This is a genomic window from uncultured Fretibacterium sp. (assembly GCF_938030725.1).
GTDB lineage: Bacteria > Synergistota > Synergistia > Synergistales > Aminobacteriaceae > Fretibacterium.
In genome coordinates this window covers 1-19,500 of record NZ_CALHIQ010000109.1, presented here as the reverse complement: position 1 = coordinate 19,500, position 19,500 = coordinate 1, and the positions used below count along the sequence as shown (strand labels likewise).

At 61.9% G+C, this 19,500-nt stretch carries 21 protein-coding genes; 1 reads left to right on the top strand and 20 read right to left on the bottom strand.

Annotated features, from left to right (window positions below; translation table 11 throughout):
• Nucleotides 1-305: 305 nt before the first annotated feature.
• From Q0629_RS06600 to Q0629_RS06575, 6 genes are all read right to left on the bottom strand, one after another.
• Entirely contained in the window at nucleotides 306-1,577 is a 1,272-nt protein-coding gene (locus Q0629_RS06600) for a TRAP transporter large permease (RefSeq protein WP_298780463.1), read from the bottom strand.
• Between the two features lie 5 nt (nucleotides 1,578-1,582).
• On the bottom strand, nucleotides 1,583-2,053 hold the full coding sequence (locus tag Q0629_RS06595; RefSeq protein WP_298780467.1) for a TRAP transporter small permease: 471 nt from the start codon (nucleotides 2,051-2,053) through the stop codon (nucleotides 1,583-1,585).
• 97 nt (nucleotides 2,054-2,150) lie between these two features.
• Nucleotides 2,151-3,149, bottom strand: a complete 999-nt coding sequence (locus Q0629_RS06590) for a DctP family TRAP transporter solute-binding subunit (RefSeq protein ID WP_298780460.1) — start codon at nucleotides 3,147-3,149, stop codon at nucleotides 2,151-2,153.
• Between the two features lie 65 nt (nucleotides 3,150-3,214).
• Nucleotides 3,215-4,009: a carbon-nitrogen family hydrolase gene (locus Q0629_RS06585; protein WP_298780458.1), complete on the bottom strand. Its 795-nt coding sequence runs from the start codon at nucleotides 4,007-4,009 to the stop codon at nucleotides 3,215-3,217.
• Nucleotides 4,010-4,020: 11 nt separating this feature from the next.
• Nucleotides 4,021-4,698 carry a DUF2848 family protein gene (locus tag Q0629_RS06580; protein WP_298780457.1) on the bottom strand — a complete coding sequence of 226 codons (678 nt, stop codon included), beginning with the start codon at nucleotides 4,696-4,698 and terminating at the stop codon, nucleotides 4,021-4,023.
• On the bottom strand, nucleotides 4,695-5,399 hold the full coding sequence (locus tag Q0629_RS06575; protein WP_298780455.1) for a GntR family transcriptional regulator: 705 nt from the start codon (nucleotides 5,397-5,399) through the stop codon (nucleotides 4,695-4,697). Before Q0629_RS06575 ends, Q0629_RS06580 begins: the two co-directional genes overlap by 4 nt.
• A gap of 705 nt (nucleotides 5,400-6,104) precedes the next feature.
• Between Q0629_RS06575 and Q0629_RS06570 the strand changes: the two genes are divergently transcribed.
• Nucleotides 6,105-7,211 (top strand): ankyrin repeat domain-containing protein, encoded by a 1,107-nt coding sequence (locus Q0629_RS06570; RefSeq protein WP_298780453.1) that lies wholly within the window; start codon nucleotides 6,105-6,107, stop codon nucleotides 7,209-7,211.
• Between the two features lie 81 nt (nucleotides 7,212-7,292).
• Here Q0629_RS06570 and Q0629_RS06565 read toward each other — a convergent pair whose 3' ends face one another.
• From Q0629_RS06565 to Q0629_RS06500, 14 genes are all read right to left on the bottom strand, one after another.
• Entirely contained in the window at nucleotides 7,293-7,844 is a 552-nt protein-coding gene (locus tag Q0629_RS06565; RefSeq protein WP_298780451.1) for a hypothetical protein, read from the bottom strand.
• Between the two features lie 14 nt (nucleotides 7,845-7,858).
• Nucleotides 7,859-8,047 carry a hypothetical protein gene (locus tag Q0629_RS06560; protein ID WP_298780449.1) on the bottom strand — a complete coding sequence of 63 codons (189 nt, stop codon included), beginning with the start codon at nucleotides 8,045-8,047 and terminating at the stop codon, nucleotides 7,859-7,861.
• An 85-nt stretch (nucleotides 8,048-8,132) separates the two neighbouring features.
• The gene (ispG, locus tag Q0629_RS06555) at nucleotides 8,133-9,209 is read right to left on the bottom strand and encodes a (E)-4-hydroxy-3-methylbut-2-enyl-diphosphate synthase (RefSeq protein WP_298780447.1); all 1,077 of its coding nucleotides are present in this window, start codon (nucleotides 9,207-9,209) and stop codon (nucleotides 8,133-8,135) included.
• A 13-nt stretch (nucleotides 9,210-9,222) separates the two neighbouring features.
• Entirely contained in the window at nucleotides 9,223-10,275 is a 1,053-nt protein-coding gene (gene rseP / locus Q0629_RS06550; RefSeq protein WP_298780444.1) for an RIP metalloprotease RseP, read from the bottom strand.
• A gap of 46 nt (nucleotides 10,276-10,321) precedes the next feature.
• Nucleotides 10,322-11,485: a 1-deoxy-D-xylulose-5-phosphate reductoisomerase gene (locus Q0629_RS06545; RefSeq protein ID WP_298780441.1), complete on the bottom strand. Its 1,164-nt coding sequence runs from the start codon at nucleotides 11,483-11,485 to the stop codon at nucleotides 10,322-10,324.
• Nucleotides 11,486-11,493: 8 nt separating this feature from the next.
• Nucleotides 11,494-12,312, bottom strand: coding sequence for a phosphatidate cytidylyltransferase (locus tag Q0629_RS06540; protein WP_298780438.1), 819 nt, complete (start codon nucleotides 12,310-12,312; stop codon nucleotides 11,494-11,496).
• Nucleotides 12,293-12,991 carry a polyprenyl diphosphate synthase gene (uppS, locus tag Q0629_RS06535; protein WP_298780435.1) on the bottom strand — a complete coding sequence of 233 codons (699 nt, stop codon included), beginning with the start codon at nucleotides 12,989-12,991 and terminating at the stop codon, nucleotides 12,293-12,295. The genes Q0629_RS06540 and uppS overlap by 20 nt, the downstream gene beginning before the upstream one ends.
• Nucleotides 12,988-13,611: a uracil-DNA glycosylase gene (locus tag Q0629_RS06530; RefSeq protein ID WP_298780432.1), complete on the bottom strand. Its 624-nt coding sequence runs from the start codon at nucleotides 13,609-13,611 to the stop codon at nucleotides 12,988-12,990. The genes uppS and Q0629_RS06530 overlap by 4 nt, the downstream gene beginning before the upstream one ends.
• 27 nt (nucleotides 13,612-13,638) lie before the next feature.
• Nucleotides 13,639-14,526, bottom strand: coding sequence for a hypothetical protein (locus tag Q0629_RS06525; protein WP_298780465.1), 888 nt, complete (start codon nucleotides 14,524-14,526; stop codon nucleotides 13,639-13,641).
• A complete protein-coding gene (murA, locus tag Q0629_RS06520; protein WP_298780430.1) occupies nucleotides 14,526-15,788 on the bottom strand; it encodes a UDP-N-acetylglucosamine 1-carboxyvinyltransferase in 1,263 nt (420 codons plus the stop codon). Before murA ends, Q0629_RS06525 begins: the two co-directional genes overlap by 1 nt.
• Nucleotides 15,785-16,906, bottom strand: a complete 1,122-nt coding sequence (gene wecB / locus Q0629_RS06515; protein ID WP_366123169.1) for a UDP-N-acetylglucosamine 2-epimerase (non-hydrolyzing) — start codon at nucleotides 16,904-16,906, stop codon at nucleotides 15,785-15,787. Before wecB ends, murA begins: the two co-directional genes overlap by 4 nt.
• Before the next feature lie 49 nt (nucleotides 16,907-16,955).
• Nucleotides 16,956-17,840, bottom strand: a complete 885-nt coding sequence (locus Q0629_RS06510) for an MraY family glycosyltransferase (RefSeq protein ID WP_298780425.1) — start codon at nucleotides 17,838-17,840, stop codon at nucleotides 16,956-16,958.
• A 10-nt stretch (nucleotides 17,841-17,850) separates the two neighbouring features.
• The gene (gene upp / locus Q0629_RS06505; protein ID WP_298780423.1) at nucleotides 17,851-18,942 is read right to left on the bottom strand and encodes a uracil phosphoribosyltransferase; all 1,092 of its coding nucleotides are present in this window, start codon (nucleotides 18,940-18,942) and stop codon (nucleotides 17,851-17,853) included.
• Nucleotides 18,943-19,272: 330 nt separating this feature from the next.
• The coding region (locus Q0629_RS06500; RefSeq protein ID WP_298780421.1) for a biotin/lipoyl-containing protein at nucleotides 19,273-19,500 on the bottom strand (228 nt) is incomplete at its 5' end.

The following is a 19,500-nucleotide window of genomic DNA, read 5'->3' as shown; positions in this document are numbered from 1 at the left end:
GAGAATATAGAGAGCATCTCACGCGAGATCGTGCCGGTTTTCTGCGCCATGGTGGTCTGCCTGTTGCTCTTTACCTATTTCCCCGTGCTGACGATGGGACTCCTTAAGGCCCTCCGTTAGCTTTCTTCGCAAAGGGACAGCCCTGACGCGACATAGTTCGTCATCGCAGCGTCAGGGCTGAGAAAAACGCGAGCTACTCTATGCCTCATTGGACACTGCCCTCGCTGCGGGGACAACGGGCCCCTGTTGCAGGCAGAGCCATGACGTGATGCTGGTCCCCAAAGTGAGGACCAGCATCGTCATTCCTAAAGCCCAAGGACATTGGGCAGCCAAAGGACAGTGGACGGAACGTAGGTAATGAGAGCCAGCAGGATGAGAAGTGGGATGAGCATGAGGATAAGGTCCTTAAACATTTTCGTCAAAGTGGTATCCGCAATCTCACAAGCGACGAAGAGACAGACTCCAAGCGGTGGAGTACACATGCCAATCGTCAGGTTGACCGCCACCATGACGCCAAAATGAATAAGATCAATGCCAAACGTCTGCACGAGAGGCAGAAAAAGCGGCACAAAAATCGTGATTGCACTTGTTGTGTCAATAAATGTTCCCGCAATAAGCAGGATAATGTTCATCACCATAAGCGCGCCCCACTTTGAGCTGATTACCGAGAGCAGGCTTTGAGCGATGGACTGGGGAATCATTTTCACGGTCATAAACCAGATAAACAAGTTTGCCGTCATCAGCACCGTAAGGATGACCCCTGTGGTCACTGCTGCATCAACGAAAGCCTTGGCGAGTGAACGCCATGAGAGCTCACGGTAGATCAACCCACCCAACACCAAGGCGTAGGCTACCGCGATGGCCGCAGATTCCGTCGGCGTGAAGATACCGCCTACGATGCCACCAATGATGATAATGGGCATTAAAAGGGCTAACACCGCATCACGAAGTCCCTGACGTACCTCAGACCATTTTGCCTTCTTTTCCCGCCCCACGTATCCTCTAACCTTGCTGATACGCCAGTTAGCGATCATGAGAAAGATTCCCATCAGGATGCCGGGGATGACCCCTCCCATGAAAAGCTTTGCGATGGAACTGCTGACAATGACGCCATAGACTACAAGAGGAATGCTTGGAGGGATGATAGGGCCAATGGAGCCAGCCGTGGCCACCAATGCTGCAGCGTAGGGCCGTGAATAGCCTTTCACGATCATCTCGCTGATGAGTATAGCGCCTATTGCTGCCGTGGCTGCAATCGCCGATCCCGTGACGGCAGCGAATATCATGGAGGCCACTATGGCTACCATCCCCAGACCACCCGGCCAATGTCCGACCAACATATCGGCAAACGAAGTAATACGCTTTGAAATTCCGCCAACAGCCATCAAGTTGCCCGCTAAAATAAAAAGAGGAATGGCAACAAAGGCAAAGTTATCCGCCCCGGTGAACATACGCTGGACGAGCACCTGTAGCGGCAGTCCTGAACCGACCAAACCTGCCAGCGTAACAATACCAAGGGAAAAGCTAATCGGGACGCCAAGAAGAAACACTAAAAACAGCGCAACGATCCAGAGCATCAGCGTCACCTTCCGTCCACGGATTGGTTCAGAGCCATGCTGCGCAAGAGTTTAACGGTATCAATCAGGAGGAAGATGAGCATAAAGGTAACTGTGATGGGAATGACATAATATATCCAGGCCATAGGCAGGAGAAGATAAGGGGTTACTTGGTCGGCATTTGCCTGAGCAAAGGGAATGCTGAAGCGGAAGACAGCGCCGAGAAAAATCATCACAATGATGTTGGAAAACAGAGCAAACCACGGTTGAATACGCTTGGGGAGCAGCCTTACCAAGACGTCGATATTGAGATGGGATTTATTAAATACCCCGACGCCCATGCCAAAAAACACGGAATAGATAAAAGATATTCTTGTGACATCTGTCGCCCATGGCATGGGCATATGGAAAACGTAGCGCTGAACGACCTGGCCCAATGTCACCAGGAAAACGACAGCCAGGCAAATTCCCGATGCAGTCGCAAAAAGCCATCGCATCTTCTGCAACGCACTCACTCCTCTACAGACAGTTCCAAACAAAAAAAGGGGGGCAACACCCCCCTTATCACAAGGCGAGCAACAAATGTTTCGTTTGTTATTGGGCCTTGGCAATCGCGTCCCGAATTCTCATGACCAGCTCTTCGGGCACAGTGTCCGAGATCACCTTATAGAGGTCCTTTGTCAATTCGGCAAAAGCGGCGTGGTCCGGATTTTCCTCGATTTCTACCCCCGCTTTTCTGATGATCTCCAGACGTTCTTTTTCGAGCTCCGCCAACTTGGCACGCTGCAACGTGGCCGTTTTGATTGCGGCATCCTTCAAAATCGCCTGATACTTTGGATCCAGTCCCTCAAACCACTGCTGGTTCACGATAACCAGTGCGGGTTCGTAGGTGTGGGCTGTCATGGAAACGTACTTCTGCACCTCGTAATACTTCATGGAATATATCGTAGCGATAGGATTTTCTTCGCCATCCGTCACCTTTTGCTGTAGCGCTGAATAAAGCTCACCAAAGGGGATCGGCGTCGCGACGGCTCCTAGCGCCTTCATGAATTCAATCCATATCTTGGACTCCTGAACTCGAATCTTGAGCCCCTTAGCATCCTCCGGCTTCTTGATCGGGCGAACATTGTTCGTCATATTGCGGAAGCCCACTTCCCAATAGCCAAGGTTGACAAAGCCCTTATTCAGCATATAGCCGTTCAGCTCGGCGCCAATCTCTCCGTCCAAAACAGAGTAGACAGCATTCTTGCCCGTGAAGAGGAAGGGGATGCCAAACACCTGCAACTCCGGAACGAACCCTGCCATGTTGCTGGCCGCCAACTCTCCGATTTCAACGGTCCCCATACGAACGCTCTCTGCCAGCTCACGCTCCCCGCCAAGCTGTCCCTGTGGGAAGATCGTGACCTCAATCTCGTTGTTTGAAGCCTCCTCAACGAGTCGCTTGAACTCCGTTGCTCCAATGTGGTACTGATGCTCCAAACTGCCGCCGTGTGCCAGCTTGATGTTGACAGATGCCGCAAAGGCTGCCTTGTTCAAAAAAACCAAACCCAACAACGCAACAACGCTCAAGAACATTCTTCGTTTCATCTTCATTCGCTCCCCTCTTGGATTTACAGGACTGCACCACTTGGTACTATAACGTCACGCGAGCATTATCGCTACACCTTGTATATTCCCGGTACTCGATCGTTAAAGACCGTCAGGAACCCTCGCGTTTTTTCCACCTCATCCATATCGAGGATGACAAAGCCTGCCTCCTCGCCAGCACCGGCTTGGAAGAGCAGCTCGCCTTTGGGGCCGAGGATCATGGAACGTCCTCCAAAGAGCGTCTCCTCGGACTTGCCGCACCGGTTGCAGGCGACAACATACATCTGGTTTTCAATAGCGCGGCTCCTAAGCAACGCCTCCCAGTGATCAATTCGAGACATGGGCCACTCCGCACTGACAAAGAGCACTTGAACGCCATCCAGCGCATAAGTCCGCACCCACTCGCAAAAACGGATGTCGTAGCACGTCACGCAGCCAGCGCGGATGCCGTTCACGTCAAAAATGCACTCTTTCCTCCCCGGGACGAAGTACTTATCTTCCTCCATAAGACGGATGAGATGTACCTTGTCATAATACTCAACGAGATCGCCACGAGGGTTGACGACCTGCCCTCGGTTTGCAAATCCCTCAGGCGTAGAGGCAAGCACCGAGCCCCCTGCAAACCAGACGCCGTACTGCCTGGCAAGGCCGCCGAGAAACTCCGCCGCGCCTTTCCCTTCGGGATCGGCCAGCTCCTTCGCGCGGGGAAGAGCGTAACCCACATCCCAGATTTCTGGAATCACGAGCACCGTCGTAAGGTCGGATGGCACCAAGGTTGACTTCAGCCATCGCTGAAGCGTTGCCCTGTTTTTCATCCGATCGCCCAGGGCCACGTCAAACTGCAGAACACCAACGCGTAGCTTCATGTCCTCTACCCCTAATTGCGATCTGGAAGGACTTGAACCGCATACTCGCGCCGCAGTTCCCGATTCAGAACGGGGTCCTTCAAAGAGAGCACGTAACGGCTACCATAAACGAGGTCTCCGCCGATGACAGGAAGCGTCCCACTAAAGAGCGAAATGCGCCCACCCTTAACCGGTGAATCCTCCTCGGCGAGCTCCAACAGCGCTTCAGGAGGCAACATTTGCCCCAGCGTCCCCTCCTGATAGATTTTTCCGTCGTTCCAGACCCGCAGCTCAATCTCATCCCAATGGTCGCGCACATCATCCACACGCCAAAAGATCGCACCGACAAGCTTGGTCGCAATCTGTTTTGCCTTGGAAACGGACACCGTCTCAAGCGCCCTGTCCGTGTGGTCGCTGGCAACGGTCACATGCAAATTCCCCTGGCTGCAGCGGGCCAGAAAGACCTCGCCCTCGCCTGACGTTTTGTTCCCTACAACCCAGACGGAGGATGCAGCACTGATGCGCTCCGGCTCGATCCAGTACATAGAGGGAACTCGTTCAGGAGATGGGACGCCGATCTTCTTTAGCTCCTCCACGTGTGCACGGACACCAGCTTGATCGCGCCCCGTATATCCTGCTGCAACACAGGCGTCCCACAGCAATGAAACCTCATGCGAGCTTCCATCCTTACGCAGCGCAACTGATTTCATTCGCATGTCCTAACCGCCACTCCTTTCTTTAGATCCCTTCTAAACCCAAGGGCCTGCGGGGAAATTCTGCCGCAGCTTCCGCCGTCGTACATCTTGCCGAGCAGGATAGCTTCTGTCGAATCCAGGTGGGCCGTCACGGCAGCTTTCACCGCATCCTTCTGCCCCTGCTCCATTGCCCTTACAATCTCCTCATGCTCCTGCAGAACACTCCCATAGCGATGCTCATCCATGGCAAGCATTCCGAACCAGATCATGTCCTCGCTGACGCTCTGCCAAAACTTTTGCAGATATTCGTTCTCCAGGACCTCAAAGGCAATCGAGTGAAAGGCCTGGTCCACCGTAATGAACGCGAAGAGGTTTTCCTTTGCGTCGTTCATGGCCGCAATGGCGGCCCGCATACGTTTTGAAACTGCGGCGTGCATTCGCCCTGAAAAAAGAATATCCACGACGTCATCAGCCAAGAGGCGACGGGCATCAAAAAGCTTGCGAAGATTGAGCGTTGAAGCGTCGCGCACTTGAATGTATCGTCTTGCGCTGATGACGAGCCACCCCTCCTGCGCAAGGCACTGAATGGCCTCGCGTACAGGTGTTCGGCTGACGCCGAACTGCTCTGCAATTTGGCGTTCCTGCAATGTCGCGCCCGGGGGGTAGGCCAGGGAGAGGATGCCTTCTTTTATTTTTTTGTAGACATCGAAAGCCAAGCGGCCCTCCCGCATCAAAACTCACTCTCTCTTCGCAGTGCGCCTGATCGTTCCCCGCACAGGGACTGGCAACTCCATCTTTCATTTATTCAGTGTTTGTGTTTTTTATATCCTTACTGGATTCTTCGGCACACCCTTTGGTATACCAACTGGTATACCAAAGATGATACACTATTCCCGCACTTATCGTCAAGCCCTCTGAAAAAAGCTAAGGTGGGGTTATGGGGCAGGCTGTCCTCGTCCAGCCGGAAGCTCCAGATGCCGATCGTCATCCTGCCTGCCTCATCGTGCTGCGGGCAGCGACATGTCGGCTTGTTGAGTTAAAAATCCCGCTCGCCCTCCATGCGCCTCCAAAAGATAGATTACGGATTTTTGCGTCCCGACATCTATTTTCGTAAATGATCATGCATACGCCCGTACACGATCAACATCCTGGACGTAGCACCAGAGCAGAACTCGAAATCTAATCAATGGTCCTATAATTTCAACATTGTTAGTATTATAATCTATGGTTAAGGGCCATGACCGTTCTTAACTTGAGGTCCGCCACACGTCAGATCGTCACGCCAAACGCAACAAGAAAATTGAAACCACTTGAGGTAAAACAGCCCTCGACTACGCGAGGGAGAGGGAAGCGCTCAAGGGCACAGGGGCTTTGAAGCGGTTGGAGGAAAAGACCGGACGTTAAAAAAGGAGAGGGACACGTTGAAGAAAAAGTCTGCTTTACTCACTCGCAGCGTTTCAGGTTTTGTCTTGTGGTCTCTGTTGCTGCTCACGCTTTTCAAGGGACAGGCGAGTGCTGGGACAACGGAAGAACTGCTGGAGATAACCGGCAAAGCGGAGCCTGAAAAGGTACGGCAACTGATTCAGGACGGAGCGGACGTCAACGCCAAAGACAAAGATGGGTCGACGCCATTGATGATTGCGGCGTACAAGAACTCAAACCCCAAAGTCCTGAAGGTCTTGATAGAGGCGGGCGCGGGCGTCAATGTCAAAAACAAAGCTGAGTGGACGCCGCTGATGTTTGCGGCACACTATAACCCCAACCCAGAAGTCCTGAGGGCTTTGATAGAGGCGGGCGCGGACGTCAACTCCAAACAGCAAGATGCGTGGACGCCGTTGATGTTTGCGGCGTACAATAACTCAACCTCAGGAGCCCTGACTGCGCTGCTGGAGGCTGGAGCGGATGTCAACGCCAAAACCAAAGATGGATGGGCACCATTAATGTTTGCGGCTGCCTATAACTCAAGCCCAGAAGTCCTGGTGGCCTTGTTAAAAGCCGGAGCGGACGTCAACGCAAGGGCCGAAGACGGGTGGACGCCGTTGATGGGTACGGCCCGATATAACTCAAACCCGGAAGTCCTGAAGGCCTTGATAGAGGCTGGTGCAGACGTCAACGCCAAACAGCAAGACGAGTGGACTCCGTTGATGCTTGCGGCCCGATATAACTCAAACCTGGAAGTCCTGAAGACCTTGATAAAGGCCGGTGCGGACGTCAACGCCAAAGATAAAGATGGGGCGACGCCGTTGATGGTTGCAGCGTACAACAACTCAAACTCGGAAATCCTGATGGCTTTGATAGAGGCAGGAGCAGACCTCAACGCCAAAAATAAAGATGGGTGGACGTCGTTAATGGTTGCAGCTCAATATAACCCCCACCCCAAAGCCCTGACCGCGCTGTTGGAGGCCGGAGCAGACGCGAAGGCAAAGGACAGCAAGGGTAAAACAGCCCTCGACTATGCGAAAGATAATGAAAAACTCAAGGACACAGGGGCGTTGAGGCTGCTGGAGGAAAAGTCCGGACAACGTTGAAGAAAACGAACCTGGAGTTCCAATCCAGGGACCGATGAGGGCCGACACAAGCCGGCCCTCATCTACGGTTTTATTAAGGCGTTACCTCTGTCCGATCCGCCCATAAAAGCGGGTGAACCCCTCAGGCAGGTAGTTGTAGATCAGGATGTAGAGCGCGCTGCTGAGGCGGTTCAGCATCTTGACGATGTCCGGCCTCGTCACGCCACCCGCCCCGTCGTCGAAGGCGCGGCACGCGACGAGTTCCGTCTCCCGCACCAGCGTGCGCAACAGGTTGATCTCCGCCGCCCAGAGCCCCATGTCCGCGTGAAGGTCGAGGTGTCCCTTTCCGTAGAAACGCGCCGGAGTGTGGGACCGCTGGTGGATATCCTCCTCCGTCAGTCCCCACAGGGCCAACTCGCCGCAGGGCGCGTCGGTCACCTCGGCCATCATGGCCTCGCGGACGGCCTTGACCCGAACCTCCTCCAGGTCCGCCTCCAACTGACGCTCCCCCGCGGCCCGCGCCCGCGCCTGCGTCAGGATGATTTGAGCGTTCAACTCATCCAGCCGCCCACGCAACTCAATGCGTGGGTGCGTCTTGCCGACGACCTCCGCGCCAAGGAGGTGCGTCGTGTGTTCCTGTTTGCCTGCGGCCATGACTTCGGCCTCCCTCAGTGGTGGCAGCCGCAGCTGCACCCACCGCCGCAGTTCCCCCCGCAGCCCCTCCCCTTTAAGGTGGGGCCTGCCTCAAGGATCAGCGTCCTGCCCCGACACTCGGGGCAGCGCATCGACGCGCCCTCCTCCTCAAAGACGTGCCCGCACGAGGCACACTTGAAAACGCGCTTTTCCGCAGCCGCCATGTCCATGTCCTCCTTCAATTCGTCTCTCCATCGTTCGTTGCGGGAGTTTCGAGGGCTCCCGCCCAGGACCCCGCGGCAGACAGCCTCAGCAGCCCGCATCCCGTCCTGCGTCGCCGCGCTCCAGAGGCTCCCCCGCGAAGAAGCGGGGCAGGACGTTCGGGAGGGCCTCGAAGGGGTACTCTCCCACCACGCGCCCCTCACGGAACAGCACCGCGCCCGACGGCGTTCCCGCGATCCCCATCTGGGCGTGCCTTGCCTCCTTCGGGCCGTTGACCTCGCAGCCCATCACCGCCACGGTGGTCCCGTCCGGCAGGCTCTCCAGCATGGGCTCGATCAACTTCGTCAGCTCCATGACGTCCGCCCGACGCCGCCCGCAGGTGGGACAACTGATGAGGTTCACGCCGCGGGTCCGAACCTCCAGAGCCTTCAGTATCTCGTAGCCCACGCGAACCTCGCGCTCCGGCGCGTCCGTCAGGGACACGCGGATGGTGTCCCCGATCCCCTGGGCCAGGAGAGCGGAGATGCCCGCCGCGCCCTTCACGATGCCGCCATCTCCCGGCCCTGCCTCCGTCAGCCCCACGTGGAAGGGAAAGTCCGGGTACTCTCGCGCGATCAGGACGTTGGCCCGCACGCACTCCGGCACGGAGGAGGACTTCGCCGAGAGGATCAGGTCCTCGAAGCCCGCGCCCAGCAGGAGCTCCGCCTGCTCCCGCACCGCGATGCACAGCGCCACCGCCCGGTCGCCCCCCGCGGCCTCCAGTTGTCGGCCCGAAACCGACCCCCCGTTGGCCCCAATTCGGATCGTCACCCCCAGGGCCTTGGCGGTCTGGATGACGTCGTTCAGGCGATTGAGGGGCATGTTGCCGGGGTTGATGCGGATGGCCCGGCACCCCGCCTCCATGGCCAGCACGGCCAGGGTCGGGTCGAAGTGGATGTCCGCCATCAGGGTCAGGTCCGTGTTGAACACGAGCCACTTCAGGTCCGGGGCCAGTTCCGGACGCGGCAGGGCCACCCGAGCCATCTCACAGCCCACCCGCAGCAGGCTGGCGCACTGCGCAGCACAGGCCTCCCGGTTCGACAGGGAGACCTTAAGCATGCTCTCGACGCGAACTGGGGCCCCCCCGCCGATGCGGAGGGCCCCGATTTGAACGCTTCGCTTCACCTCGACGGCCCGCTCACTTCGTCCAGAAGAGGTGGTAGACGTCCTGACAGGTGATGGCCAGCATCAACAGGATGAGCAGGACGAAGCCCGCCGTGTGGATCCAGTTCTCCACCCTCTCCGGCAGGCGGCGGCGAAAGACCATCTCCAGCAGCACGAAGAGGATACGCCCGCCGTCCAGCGCCGGGATGGGGAACAGGTTCAGCAGGCCGAGGTTCAGGCTGATGAGGGCGACGAACGTCACGAAGGCCCACCACCCCGCCCGCATGGCCTGCCCCGACATGGAGGCGATGCCCACGGGACCCGTGATGTCCACCTCCTGCCGGCGCAGGATCCAGTCGGCGATGCCCCTCAGCATCAGCGTCGTCATCCGCCACGTGTACTGCCCCGCGTTCAGGACCGCGTCTTTCGGGGAGTAGCGCACCAGGGCCGGCGTGATCCCCAGCATGGGGCGTCCGTGTTCCTCGCTCATGGGAATGGGCGTCGAGATCGTGAGGACCTCCTCACCGCGTCGAACTTCGACCCTCACGTCCCCGCCCCGCTCTGCCTCCTCCCGCAGCGCCTCCGACATCTCGCGCCACTCCTGAACGGAACGGCCGTTCACGGCCGTGATGCTGTCCCCTACCTGAATGCCGGCGGCCTCCGCGGGAAATCCCGGCATGACCTCGCCGATCCGGGTGTGCTCCATGTCCAGCGCGCCGTGACCCCAGAGGAAGACCGCCGTCAGCAGAAGGGCCAGGAGGACGTTGAAGAGGGAGCCATTCAGCAGGATGAGGAAGCGCTTCCAGCCGGGCTGCTCGTTAAAGCCCTTGCCGGGCAGGACGGCCTCCTCCCCCTCCTCCTCCCCCATGCCCGCCAGGCGGCAGAAGCCCCCGACGGGGAACGCCCGCACCGACCACAGCATGGGCTCCGGTCCGGCGCTCTTGTGCTGCCAGAGCGCCGGACCCATGCCAAAGGCGAACTCGTGGACCTGCACGCCAAGACAGCGCGCCGTGATGAAATGGCCGAACTCGTGGACGACCACGCAGACGGCGATGACGATAACGAACGAAACGAGACTGATCAACACGGTATCGAAACCTCCAAAAAATTTTAACCCCGCAGGCGACGGCCTTTTACGCCCTGCGCCCCACCAGGCCGTTGCAGACGGCCGCGGCGCAGCGCCTGCCCTCCTTCAGCGCAAAGAGCGCCTCCTCAAGGGATCCTGGCGCGGGGAGCGGGCAGGACGCCAGCGTTTCCTCCACCACCGCGGCGACGTCCGTAAAGCCGATCTGCCCCTTCAAGAAGCGGTCCACCGCCACCTCGTCCGAACCGACCAGAAGGGCCGGATACGCGCCGCGCCGCTCCATCACCGTCCGCGCTATCCGCATCGCGGGGAAGCGCACCGGGTCCGGCGCCTCAAAGGAGATCGTTCGGGGCGCCAGAAGCGGCGGCGCAAAGTCCGGCGCGGGGAAGCGGCGTTCCGGCCAGAAGAGGCAGGAGGCCGCGGGCAGGCGCATGTCGGGCGTCGCGGCCAGTAGCTTGACGCTGCCGTCCGCGAACTCCACGAGGCCGTGGACGAAGGAGCCCGGCGACACCAGCGCGTCCACCTGAGCCGGTTCGAGGCCGAAGAGGAACATCGCCTCGATCAGCTCGATGCCCTTGTTCATCAGCGTCGCGCTGTCGATCGTGATCTTCGCCCCCATGGCCCAGACAGGGTGCTTCAGGGCTATATCGGGCGTCACCGTCTTCAGCGCCTCCGCCGTCCAGGTCCTGAAGGGGCCGCCCGAAGCCGTGAGGCGTATGGACCTCACGGCGCGTCCCTCCCCCTCGCCGTGCAGGCACTGCCAGATCGCGTTGTGCTCGCTGTCCAGCGGGCGCAGCTGGTCGGGCCGGGAAACGAGGGGCATGACCCAAGGGCCCGCCACCACGATGCTCTCCTTGTTGGCCAGGGACACCTCCTTGCCCGCCCGAAGCGCAGCCTGCAGCGCCGGTATGGCCGCCGTCCCCGACGAGGCGAAGAGCACCTGATCGACCTCCGGGCTCTCCGCGATGGCCACCAGCCCCTCAGAGCCCGTGAGGAGTCCCTCCGTTCCCCGCGGTGCGTCGTAGGCACAGAGCATTGTAGCCTCAAACTCCCGTGAGAGCATCCTCAGTTTTTCGGAAGGCCTGCGGGCCGCCAGGGCCCGCACCTCGACCTCGTCCGGGTGCGCACGGCACACGGAGAGGATGGCGCTGCCGACGCTTCCCGTCGCGCCGATCACGGCCACGCGCTTTCGTCCCGTCCTGGTTGCCGTCATGGTCGTCCTCACAGGAGCAGGCCGAAGACGAGGTACGTCAGCAGGCCGTTGAGCAGGATGCTGTCAAAGCGGTCCAGGACGCCTCCGTGTCCGGGGATCAGCCCCCCCGAATCCTTCTCCCCAAGCTCGCGCTTCACCAGGGACTCGGCCAGGTCCCCCAGCTGCCCCGCGATGCCGCAGACGACTCCGATGATGAAGAGCGGGTAGGGCGGCTGCTCCATCAAAAAGATGACGAGGGCACAGGTCAGCAGGCTGCCCATGGCGCCACCGATGAAGCCCTCGACGGTCTTTCGGGGGCTGATGTACTCGCAGAGGCTGCTGCGCCCCCAGCGGCTTCCGACGAAATAGGCCATGACGTCGCAGCCCCAGGTGCAGGCGAAGAGCGTGAACAGGACGAGGGAGCCCGTCGGCAGCCTCCGGAGCAGCACGATGCACGTCCAGGGCACCACGATGAAGACGACGCCGGACAGGGTTCCGCCCACGTTGTTTACCGCAAAGCTCTGCCCCGTGACCTGACGGCGCATCATCTCGATCATGAAGATCACATAGGCGCTGAGGGAGAGTGTCATGGTGATGGAAACGGGCTGTACGCCCTCGGCGCTCGACAGCATCACGGCCAGCGCGCAGATGTAGCCGATGCCCCGCGAAAGCTTCATGCGCTTGGACAGCATACGGTAGTACTCGCTCAGGGAGAGAAGCGCCAAGGCCAGCGATATCGCAAGCCAGGCCCAACCGCCGAAGTATATCCCCGCGATCACGACCGCGGCGATCACGAGGCCGCTGACCGTGCGCAGCTGGAGCTCGCCGTTAGGCCTTAAGCCCGCCATAGCGCCTCTCCCGTCCCGCATAGTCCTCGAGCGCCGCGCTGAGGGCGGCCTCGTCGAAGTCCGGCCAGTAGGTATCCGTGAAGTAGAGCTCGCTGTAGGCGGCCTCCCAAAGCCAGAAGTTGCTCAGCCGCAGCTCGCCGCTGGTGCGGATCACGAGGTCCGGGTCCGGAACGTCCGGGAGGTAGAGGAAGCGCCGCAGGTCCGCCTCCGTCACCGTCCCTCGGTGCCCGCTCGCGTAAAGCGCGTTGACGGCATCCAGGACCTCCGGCCGCCCGCCGTAGTTGATGCACAGGATGAAGTCCAGGACGTTCTCGTCCTTCGTCCGCTCCTCCGCGTGGCGCATCAGCTCCAGCAGGTCCGGGGGCAGACGGTCGCGCCGCCCCGCGAAGCGTATGCGGGCCCCCTCCGCCTTGATGGCCTCCACCTTGCGCCGGATGTAGTAGCGGAACAGGCTCATCAGGCCCGTGACCTCCATCTCCGGACGGCTCCAGTTCTCCGTCGAGAACGCATAGACCGAGAAGTAGCGGATTCCCGCCTTTTTGACGAGGTGAACCATCTCCTCCAGCTTGCGCAGGCCGGCCCGGTGCCCCATGAGCCGCGGCAGCCCGCGGCGTTTGGCCCACCTTCCGTTGCCGTCCAGGATGATCGCCAGGTGTTCCGGCACTCTCTTCTCGCTCAATTGGCCTCCGTTCCTTTCCTCTTTGTGATCTCGTCCAGGCGCGCCTTGAGGTTCTGCACGTCCTGCCACGTCAGGTCCTTGGGGCTTCCCTTCTGCCGCGAGTCGTTGCGCAGCAGGTAGCTCGGATGGAACATCGGGAAGAGCTGAACGCCCCGCCAGTCGAACCAGCGGCCCCTCAGGGCCGTGATGCCCTCCGACGTCCGCAGGAGCCACTTCAGTGGCGTGTTCCCCAGGCACACCAGAATCCGGGGCCTCAACAGCAGGAGCTGGGCCTCCAGGAAGTCCCCGCACTTCAGCATCTCCTCCTGAGTGGGGGTGCGGTTGTTGGGGGGACGGCACTTCACGACGTTCGTGATGAACACGGACTCCCGGTCGATGCCCGCGGCGCTCAGGATCTTCGTCAAAAGCTGGCCCGCCCGTCCCACGAAGGCCAGCCCCTGGGCGTCCTCGTCGGCGCCGGGCCCCTCGCCCACCATCACGATGGGGGTGTGGACCGCCCCCTGGCCAAAGACCGTGTTCGTCCGCGTCTCGCACAGGCCGCAGCGCCTGCAGGCGGCCACGCGGCCACGCAGTTCCTCCCATGCGGCATCCCGCGCCGCCTCCCGCTCCTTGTCGTCCATGCGTTCACCCCCAATGCCCGCGCCCGCCTAAAAGGACACCTCGTTGATCTTGATGTTGACCCGCCGGACGTCCATGCCCGTGAAGTAGCTCAGGCCCGTGCTCGCCTTCTTCTGGAGGAGGCGGGCGATGCTGAGGGCGCTCCGGTCCTGGAGCTTCAGGTCCAGCACGACGTTGATCTCCAGGCTGTCGTCGTCGGCCTGAATTTCGAGCTCGTGGATCTTCTGCACGTGTTCCCCCAGCTCCAGCAGGTGCCGGCACATGGCCTGGATCGCGTCCTTTTCGATCGTCACCTTCCCGTCGAAGCTGAAGGGTGGCTTGACCACGGTGTTTCGGGCCTCGTCGCGGTCCCGGCTCTTGAAGAGGCCACGAATCTGACTCACCAGCTTCCCCGCGAAGTTGCGCTGTATCTGCGCCCGCGCGACGGGGACGACGTGCTGCTTCTTCTCCCGCCGCTCCCGCAGCGCCAGGGAAATCTCCTCCGGGGTGGCCACGTCCCGGATGTCGATGAACGCCACGGGGTCGTTGAGCCCCAGCTTGGCGGTAATCTTACGGACCATGCCCTCCGACGTGGCCAGGATCATCAGCCTGCACGGGGCGCGGAGCGCGCGGGCCGAAAGGTACTTCAGGACCTCCTCGCGGTGCGGCGCGTACTCGAAGATCGCCCGGCGGATGGCCCGGACCATGTTCGTCTCCGACTTGGCACTGCGCCCCGCCATGATGCGGCCCCTGGCGACGACCAGGCCGTCGTCGATGATCAGGTCGATGCCGTACTGGCGCGCCACGTGGGAGGCGCGCTGGCTCTTGCCCGTGCCCGCCGGCCCCACGAAGGCGTAGACCTCGATCGCCGAGAGGCTGCCGCGCGGCGCTCCGCCCTCCGGCTGCCCCCCCTGGACCTCGGAGCGGGGGGCCTCCATCACCTCACGTCCTCCGCCAGTTCCACCTGCGCGCCCAGGGAGCGCAGCTTGACGTCGATGGCCTCGTAGCCGCGCCAGACGTGGACCATGTCCTCCACCTGAGTTCGTCCCTGCGCGGCGAGGCCCGCGAGGATGAGCGCTGCCCCCGCCCGGAGGTCCGTCGCCTTGACGTTGGCGCCGCTCAGGCGCTCCACGCCGCTGATCACGGCGGTGTCTCCCTTGATGCGGATGTCCGCCCCCATTCGGTTGAGCTCCGCCGCGTAGAGAAACCGGGCCTGGAAGACGCTCTCCTCGATCATGCTGGTCCCTTCGGCGAGCGAGAGGGCGGCAGCCATCTGGGGCTGAAGGTCCGTGGGGAAGCCCGGAAAGGGCATGGTCTTGAGGGACACGGACTGCAGCCGGTCCGCGGGGAAGACGGTCACGGCGCTGCCGTTGACCGCAAACCGCACCCCAACCTCCTCCAGCTTCGCCAGGAGGGAATCGATGTGGGCCGGGATGACGTCCTCCACCGTGACCCTGCCGCCCGTCATCACCCCAGCCAGGAGGTAGGTGCAGGCCTCGATGCGGTCGGGGATGACCCGTTCCCGACTGGACTGCACCTCCTCCACACCCTTGATGCGGACGCAGCCCGTCCCCTCCATGTCGATGGGCACGCCCATGCTGCGCAGGACGACCGCCAGGTTGTCGATCTCCGGCTCCCGCGCTATGTTCTCGATGATCGTTTCCCCCTGTGCCAGCGCCGCAGCCATCATCAGGTTCTCCGTGGCCCCCACCGACGGAAAGTCCAGGTAGATGCGCCGACCCCGCAGGCGGTCCGCCTGAGCGCAGACGACGCCGTTGCGGATCTCGATCTTCGCCCCCATCTGGACGAGCCCCTTGAGGTGCAGGTCGATGGGCCGGCTGCCGATGGAGCAGCCGCCGGGCAGGGGCAGGGCAGCCCGGCCGCAGCGGGCCAGGAGGGGGCCCAGAACCAGGGACGAGGCCCGCATCTTGCGGACCAGGGACTCCGGCGCCTCCCAGGACACCTCGTCGGCGACGCCGAGGGTCACCTCCTTACCCTCCCGCCGCGCCGTGACGCCCAGCGCCGTCAGCAGCTCCATCATCGTGCTCACGTCGTAGAGCTCCGGGACGTTGGAGAGCGTCAGCGTCCGCCCCTTCAGAAGCAGACAGGCCGCCATGACGGGAAGCGCGGCGTTCTTGGCCCCCTGGGTGCGGACCGTCCCCTGAAGGGGCCGTCCTCCCTCTATCCTCATCACGTTCATTTCAAATCGATCTCCCAGTCCTCGCCATCGTCGCTGTTGAAGAAGCGCCCGATGACGTCCCGAATCCGTGGGGACGCGCTGCCGTCCCCGAAGGGCATTCCCCGGTCCGAGAAGGAGCGGCGATAGGCTGCGTCGTCCAGCAGGCGCAGGGACTCGCGGAGGATCGTTTCGCGCTCCGTGCCCACCAGCACTCCCGTGCCCAGGGTGACCGCCTCCGGGCGCTCCGACAGGGTGCGCATGATCAGGACGGGCTTGCGCAGCGCGGTGGCCTCCTCCTGAATCCCCCCGCTGTCGGTGAGGATGAAGAGGCTCCGGTTCATGGCGGAAACGAAGTCCGGGTAGGAGAGGGGCTCCGTGAAGATCATCTGAGGGTACATGCCCAGCCGCTCCTGGATGCGGTCCCGGACCTCCGGGTTCTTGTGGAGCGGGACCAGAACCCGAACGTAGGGCCTCTGCTGAATCAGCTCGGAAACCGCGCTGCAGATGCGCATCAGGGGCTCGCCCCAGGACTCCCTGCGGTGCGCCGTCATGAGGACGAGGGGCGTTTCAGGGGGAAGGGCGCGCAGGACCTCCGGCTGCACCAGGTTCTCCAGGGTCCAGAACAGCGCGTCGATCACCGTGTTTCCCGTCACGTAGATTCTCCTGGGGTCCACGCCCTCGCGCCGCAGGTTCTCCGCGTCGCTCTCGGTGGGCGTGAAGTACAGGGAAGCCAGTCGGTCCGTCAGGACCCGGTTCGCCTCCTCAGGGAAGGGAAGGGCCATGTTGTGGCTGCGCAGGCCCGCCTCCACGTGGCCGATGGGGATGTGGCGGTAGAAGGCCGCCAGGGCCGCCGCCAGCGTCGTCGAGGTGTCCCCGTGCACCAGGATCATGTCCTGGGGCGCGCCGTCCAGAAAGCTCCCCACCCCCGTCAGCACCGAGGAGGTGATGTGGTCCAGCGACTGACGGCGCCTCATGATGTTGAGGTTCACGTCCGCCTTGATGCAGAAGTGCGACAGCGCCTGAACCAGCATGTCCGTATGCTGTCCCGTCGCCAGCACCGTCACGTCAAAATTTCCGTTCTCGCGAAGAACGCGAATCACCGGGGCCATCTTGATGGCCTCAGGCCTTGTTCCAACCACACACGTCACTTTATGCATTACCGCACCCCGCATTTTTTACCGTTCAGCGTTACAGCAGCCGTGTGTACACGGCAAGGCCCCCCAAGAGAGAGAGGGCCTGAAGGGCCAGGAGGACGACCACCGACCACAGGGGAGACCCCGTCAGGGCCATCAGGAGGTGGTGCAGATGGCCCCTGTCCGGGAAGAAGGGGGAGCGCCCCATCAGGATGCGGCGGCTGAAGGCGGCCAACGTGTCCAGGACGGGAACGCCCCCGAAGAGCAGGAGGAGCAGGATCAGCTCGTGCAGTCCGGCCCCCGACACCCTGGGCAGCGCCGAGGCCGCGAAGTGGACGGCGAACAGGTAGCCCAGGAGCGTGCTTCCGCCATCTCCAAGGAACGTCTGCGCCTCCGGGAAGTTCCAGCACAGGACGCCGAGCGACATCGCCCCCATGCAGACGGCCACGGGGGCGGCCGCCAGGAAGCACAGCGCCGCCATGGACGCCATGAAGAGGGAGATGCAGAGTCCGTTCACCCCATCGATGAGGTTGTAGGCGCTCGTGACCCCCGCCACCCAAACCAAGGCGAGTATCGAGGGCAGGAACGGCAGGTGCAGCGGAAGGACCGCCAGGGCCGAGGCGACGAAGTGGAGCGCCAGGCGCAGGAACGGGCTCAGGGAGTGCATGTCGTCCCGATAGCCGCAGAGGAAGATCAGCGTCGCCCCCAGGGACGAGAAGCGCAGTATGGGCATGCGTCCCACGAGGCAGAGGGAGAGGAGCAGGTAGCCAAACCAGAGGCCCAGGCCGGCCCCTCGCGGCATCTGCCCCGTGTGGAGCTTGCGGGGGTCCGGCACGTCCAGGATCCCGTACCGCTCCGCCAGGCGGATGGAGAAGGGCGTCATCATGCCGCCCCAGAAGAACCCCCCCAGCCCCAGGAGCAAGAGCCTGACGTCGAGCAAGGGCGCGCCCCTACTTCGTCCCGAACAGGCGGTCGCCCGCGTCCCCCAGGCCGGGGACGATGTAGCCGTGATCGTTCAGGTGGGAGTCCAGGGAGGCGATGAAGACGTCCACGTCCGGGTGCTCCTTGTGGACGCGCTCGATGCCCTCCGGGGCGGCGATCAGGCAGACCAGCGAGACCTTTTTTCCGCCCCGCTCCTTGATCATGGAGATGGCCGCCGACGCAGACCCTCCGGTGGCCAGCATGGGGTCCAGGACGAAGACGTCGCGCTCCTCCACGTCCTGCGGCAGCTTGCAGTAGTACTCCACGGGGCCCAGCGTGTCCGGGTCGCGGTACAGGCCGATGTGGCCCACCTTCGCGTTGGGGATCAGCTGAAGGATGCCGTCCACCATGCCGAGCCCCGCCCGCAGCACGGGCACGATGGCGATCGTCTTGCCCGCGAGGGTCTGAGCCTTCGTCCGGGCCACGGGTGTTTCCACCTCGATCTCCTCGAGGGGGAGGTTCCGCGTGATCTCGTAGACCATCAGGCCCGCGATCTCCTGGACCAGCGCCCGAAACTCCTTGACGTTGGTGTCCTTGTCCCGGATGATGCCCACCTTGTGCTGGACCAGCGGATGGTTGAAGATGGCGACGCGCCCCCCTCCGGAGCTGCCGACGCTGAGGGGCGTGTGCTCTGCCATGGCGATCTTGTTGAGGCGCTGCACGTGGCGCCCTCCCTCGAAGGGCGTCGAGAGCCAGGCGTCCAGGATCCCGCGGACCTGCTCCGGCTTGATGAAGCGCCCGCCGAGCGTGATGACGTTCAAGTCGTTGTGAGCCCTCGCCATCCTGGCGCTCTCCACGTCGTTGCAGGCCGCGGCGCGGACCCCGCTCACCTTGTTCGCCGCAACGGCCATGCCGATCCCCGTCCCGCAGAGCAGGACGCCGCAGTCGGCGTCCCCCAGCGAGACCGCACGGGCGACCTCCAGGGCGAAGTCCGGATAGTCCACCCTCTCCTCCGAGAAGGTCCCGAAGTCCTGAACCTCGATCCCCTTCTCCTTCAGGAAGTCCAGCACGGCCTGCTTCAAGACAAAACCGGCGTGATCACACCCAACAGCTGCCTTCATCAAAAACCCACCTCCACAAAGTATCCTGCGGAAGCCCTCAACCGGGCGGGGCAGAAACGCTCTGCCGCTCTGAGGGCGGGCCGGCCCAGCCGAACCCCCGTTACGAACCTCTTTAATAATAGCACGAGTTGCAGGTCGGAGGGACTCCTGCCCGATCTGACTTCGGCGAAGCGGAAAGGCCCCGGAGCCCCCGGCGGCGCAAAAATTGACGAGGACCCCTCCCCGTCCCCTCAGGGAATCAGGAGGGATCCTCGTCTTACGTCAATCCACGTCAAACGGCAGGACGAGGCCTCTCACGTCGAGCAGGCCCACCTCGCCGTTCCTCCCGGCTCAGGCGATGACGATCAGGACGTCGCCCGTGTTGACCGAGGCGCCGCTGGCGACGCGGACCTCGGAGATCGTGCCGTCGGAGGTCGCAAAGATCTCGTTCTCCATCTTCATGGCCTCGAGGATCAGGACCAGGTCCCCGTTCTTCACGGGGTCGCCCACGTTCACCTTGACGCTCAAAACCTTGCCGGGCATGGGAGCCGTCACGGCAGCGCCGCCGGCCGCAGGGGC

Coding starts and splice junctions, on each gene's coding strand:
- murA (WP_298780430.1), bottom strand. CDS start 15,788: ATGAACGTGATGAGGATAGAGGGAGGACGGCCCCTTCAGGGGACGGTC.
- upp (WP_298780423.1), bottom strand. CDS start 18,942: ATGAAGGCAGCTGTTGGGTGTGATCACGCCGGTTTTGTCTTGAAGCAG.
- Q0629_RS06585 (WP_298780458.1), bottom strand. CDS start 4,009: ATGAAGCTACGCGTTGGTGTTCTGCAGTTTGACGTGGCCCTGGGCGAT.
- Q0629_RS06580 (WP_298780457.1), bottom strand. CDS start 4,698: ATGAAATCAGTTGCGCTGCGTAAGGATGGAAGCTCGCATGAGGTTTCA.
- Q0629_RS06560 (WP_298780449.1), bottom strand. CDS start 8,047: ATGGCGGCTGCGGAAAAGCGCGTTTTCAAGTGTGCCTCGTGCGGGCAC.
- Q0629_RS06540 (WP_298780438.1), bottom strand. CDS start 12,312: ATGGCGGGCTTAAGGCCTAACGGCGAGCTCCAGCTGCGCACGGTCAGC.
- Q0629_RS06595 (WP_298780467.1), bottom strand. CDS start 2,053: ATGCGATGGCTTTTTGCGACTGCATCGGGAATTTGCCTGGCTGTCGTT.
- Q0629_RS06545 (WP_298780441.1), bottom strand. CDS start 11,485: ATGACGGCAACCAGGACGGGACGAAAGCGCGTGGCCGTGATCGGCGCG.
- Q0629_RS06565 (WP_298780451.1), bottom strand. CDS start 7,844: ATGGCCGCAGGCAAACAGGAACACACGACGCACCTCCTTGGCGCGGAG.
- Q0629_RS06530 (WP_298780432.1), bottom strand. CDS start 13,611: ATGGACGACAAGGAGCGGGAGGCGGCGCGGGATGCCGCATGGGAGGAA.
- Q0629_RS06600 (WP_298780463.1), bottom strand. CDS start 1,577: ATGCTCTGGATCGTTGCGCTGTTTTTAGTGTTTCTTCTTGGCGTCCCG.
- Q0629_RS06525 (WP_298780465.1), bottom strand. CDS start 14,526: ATGGAGGCCCCCCGCTCCGAGGTCCAGGGGGGGCAGCCGGAGGGCGGA.
- Q0629_RS06590 (WP_298780460.1), bottom strand. CDS start 3,149: ATGAAGATGAAACGAAGAATGTTCTTGAGCGTTGTTGCGTTGTTGGGT.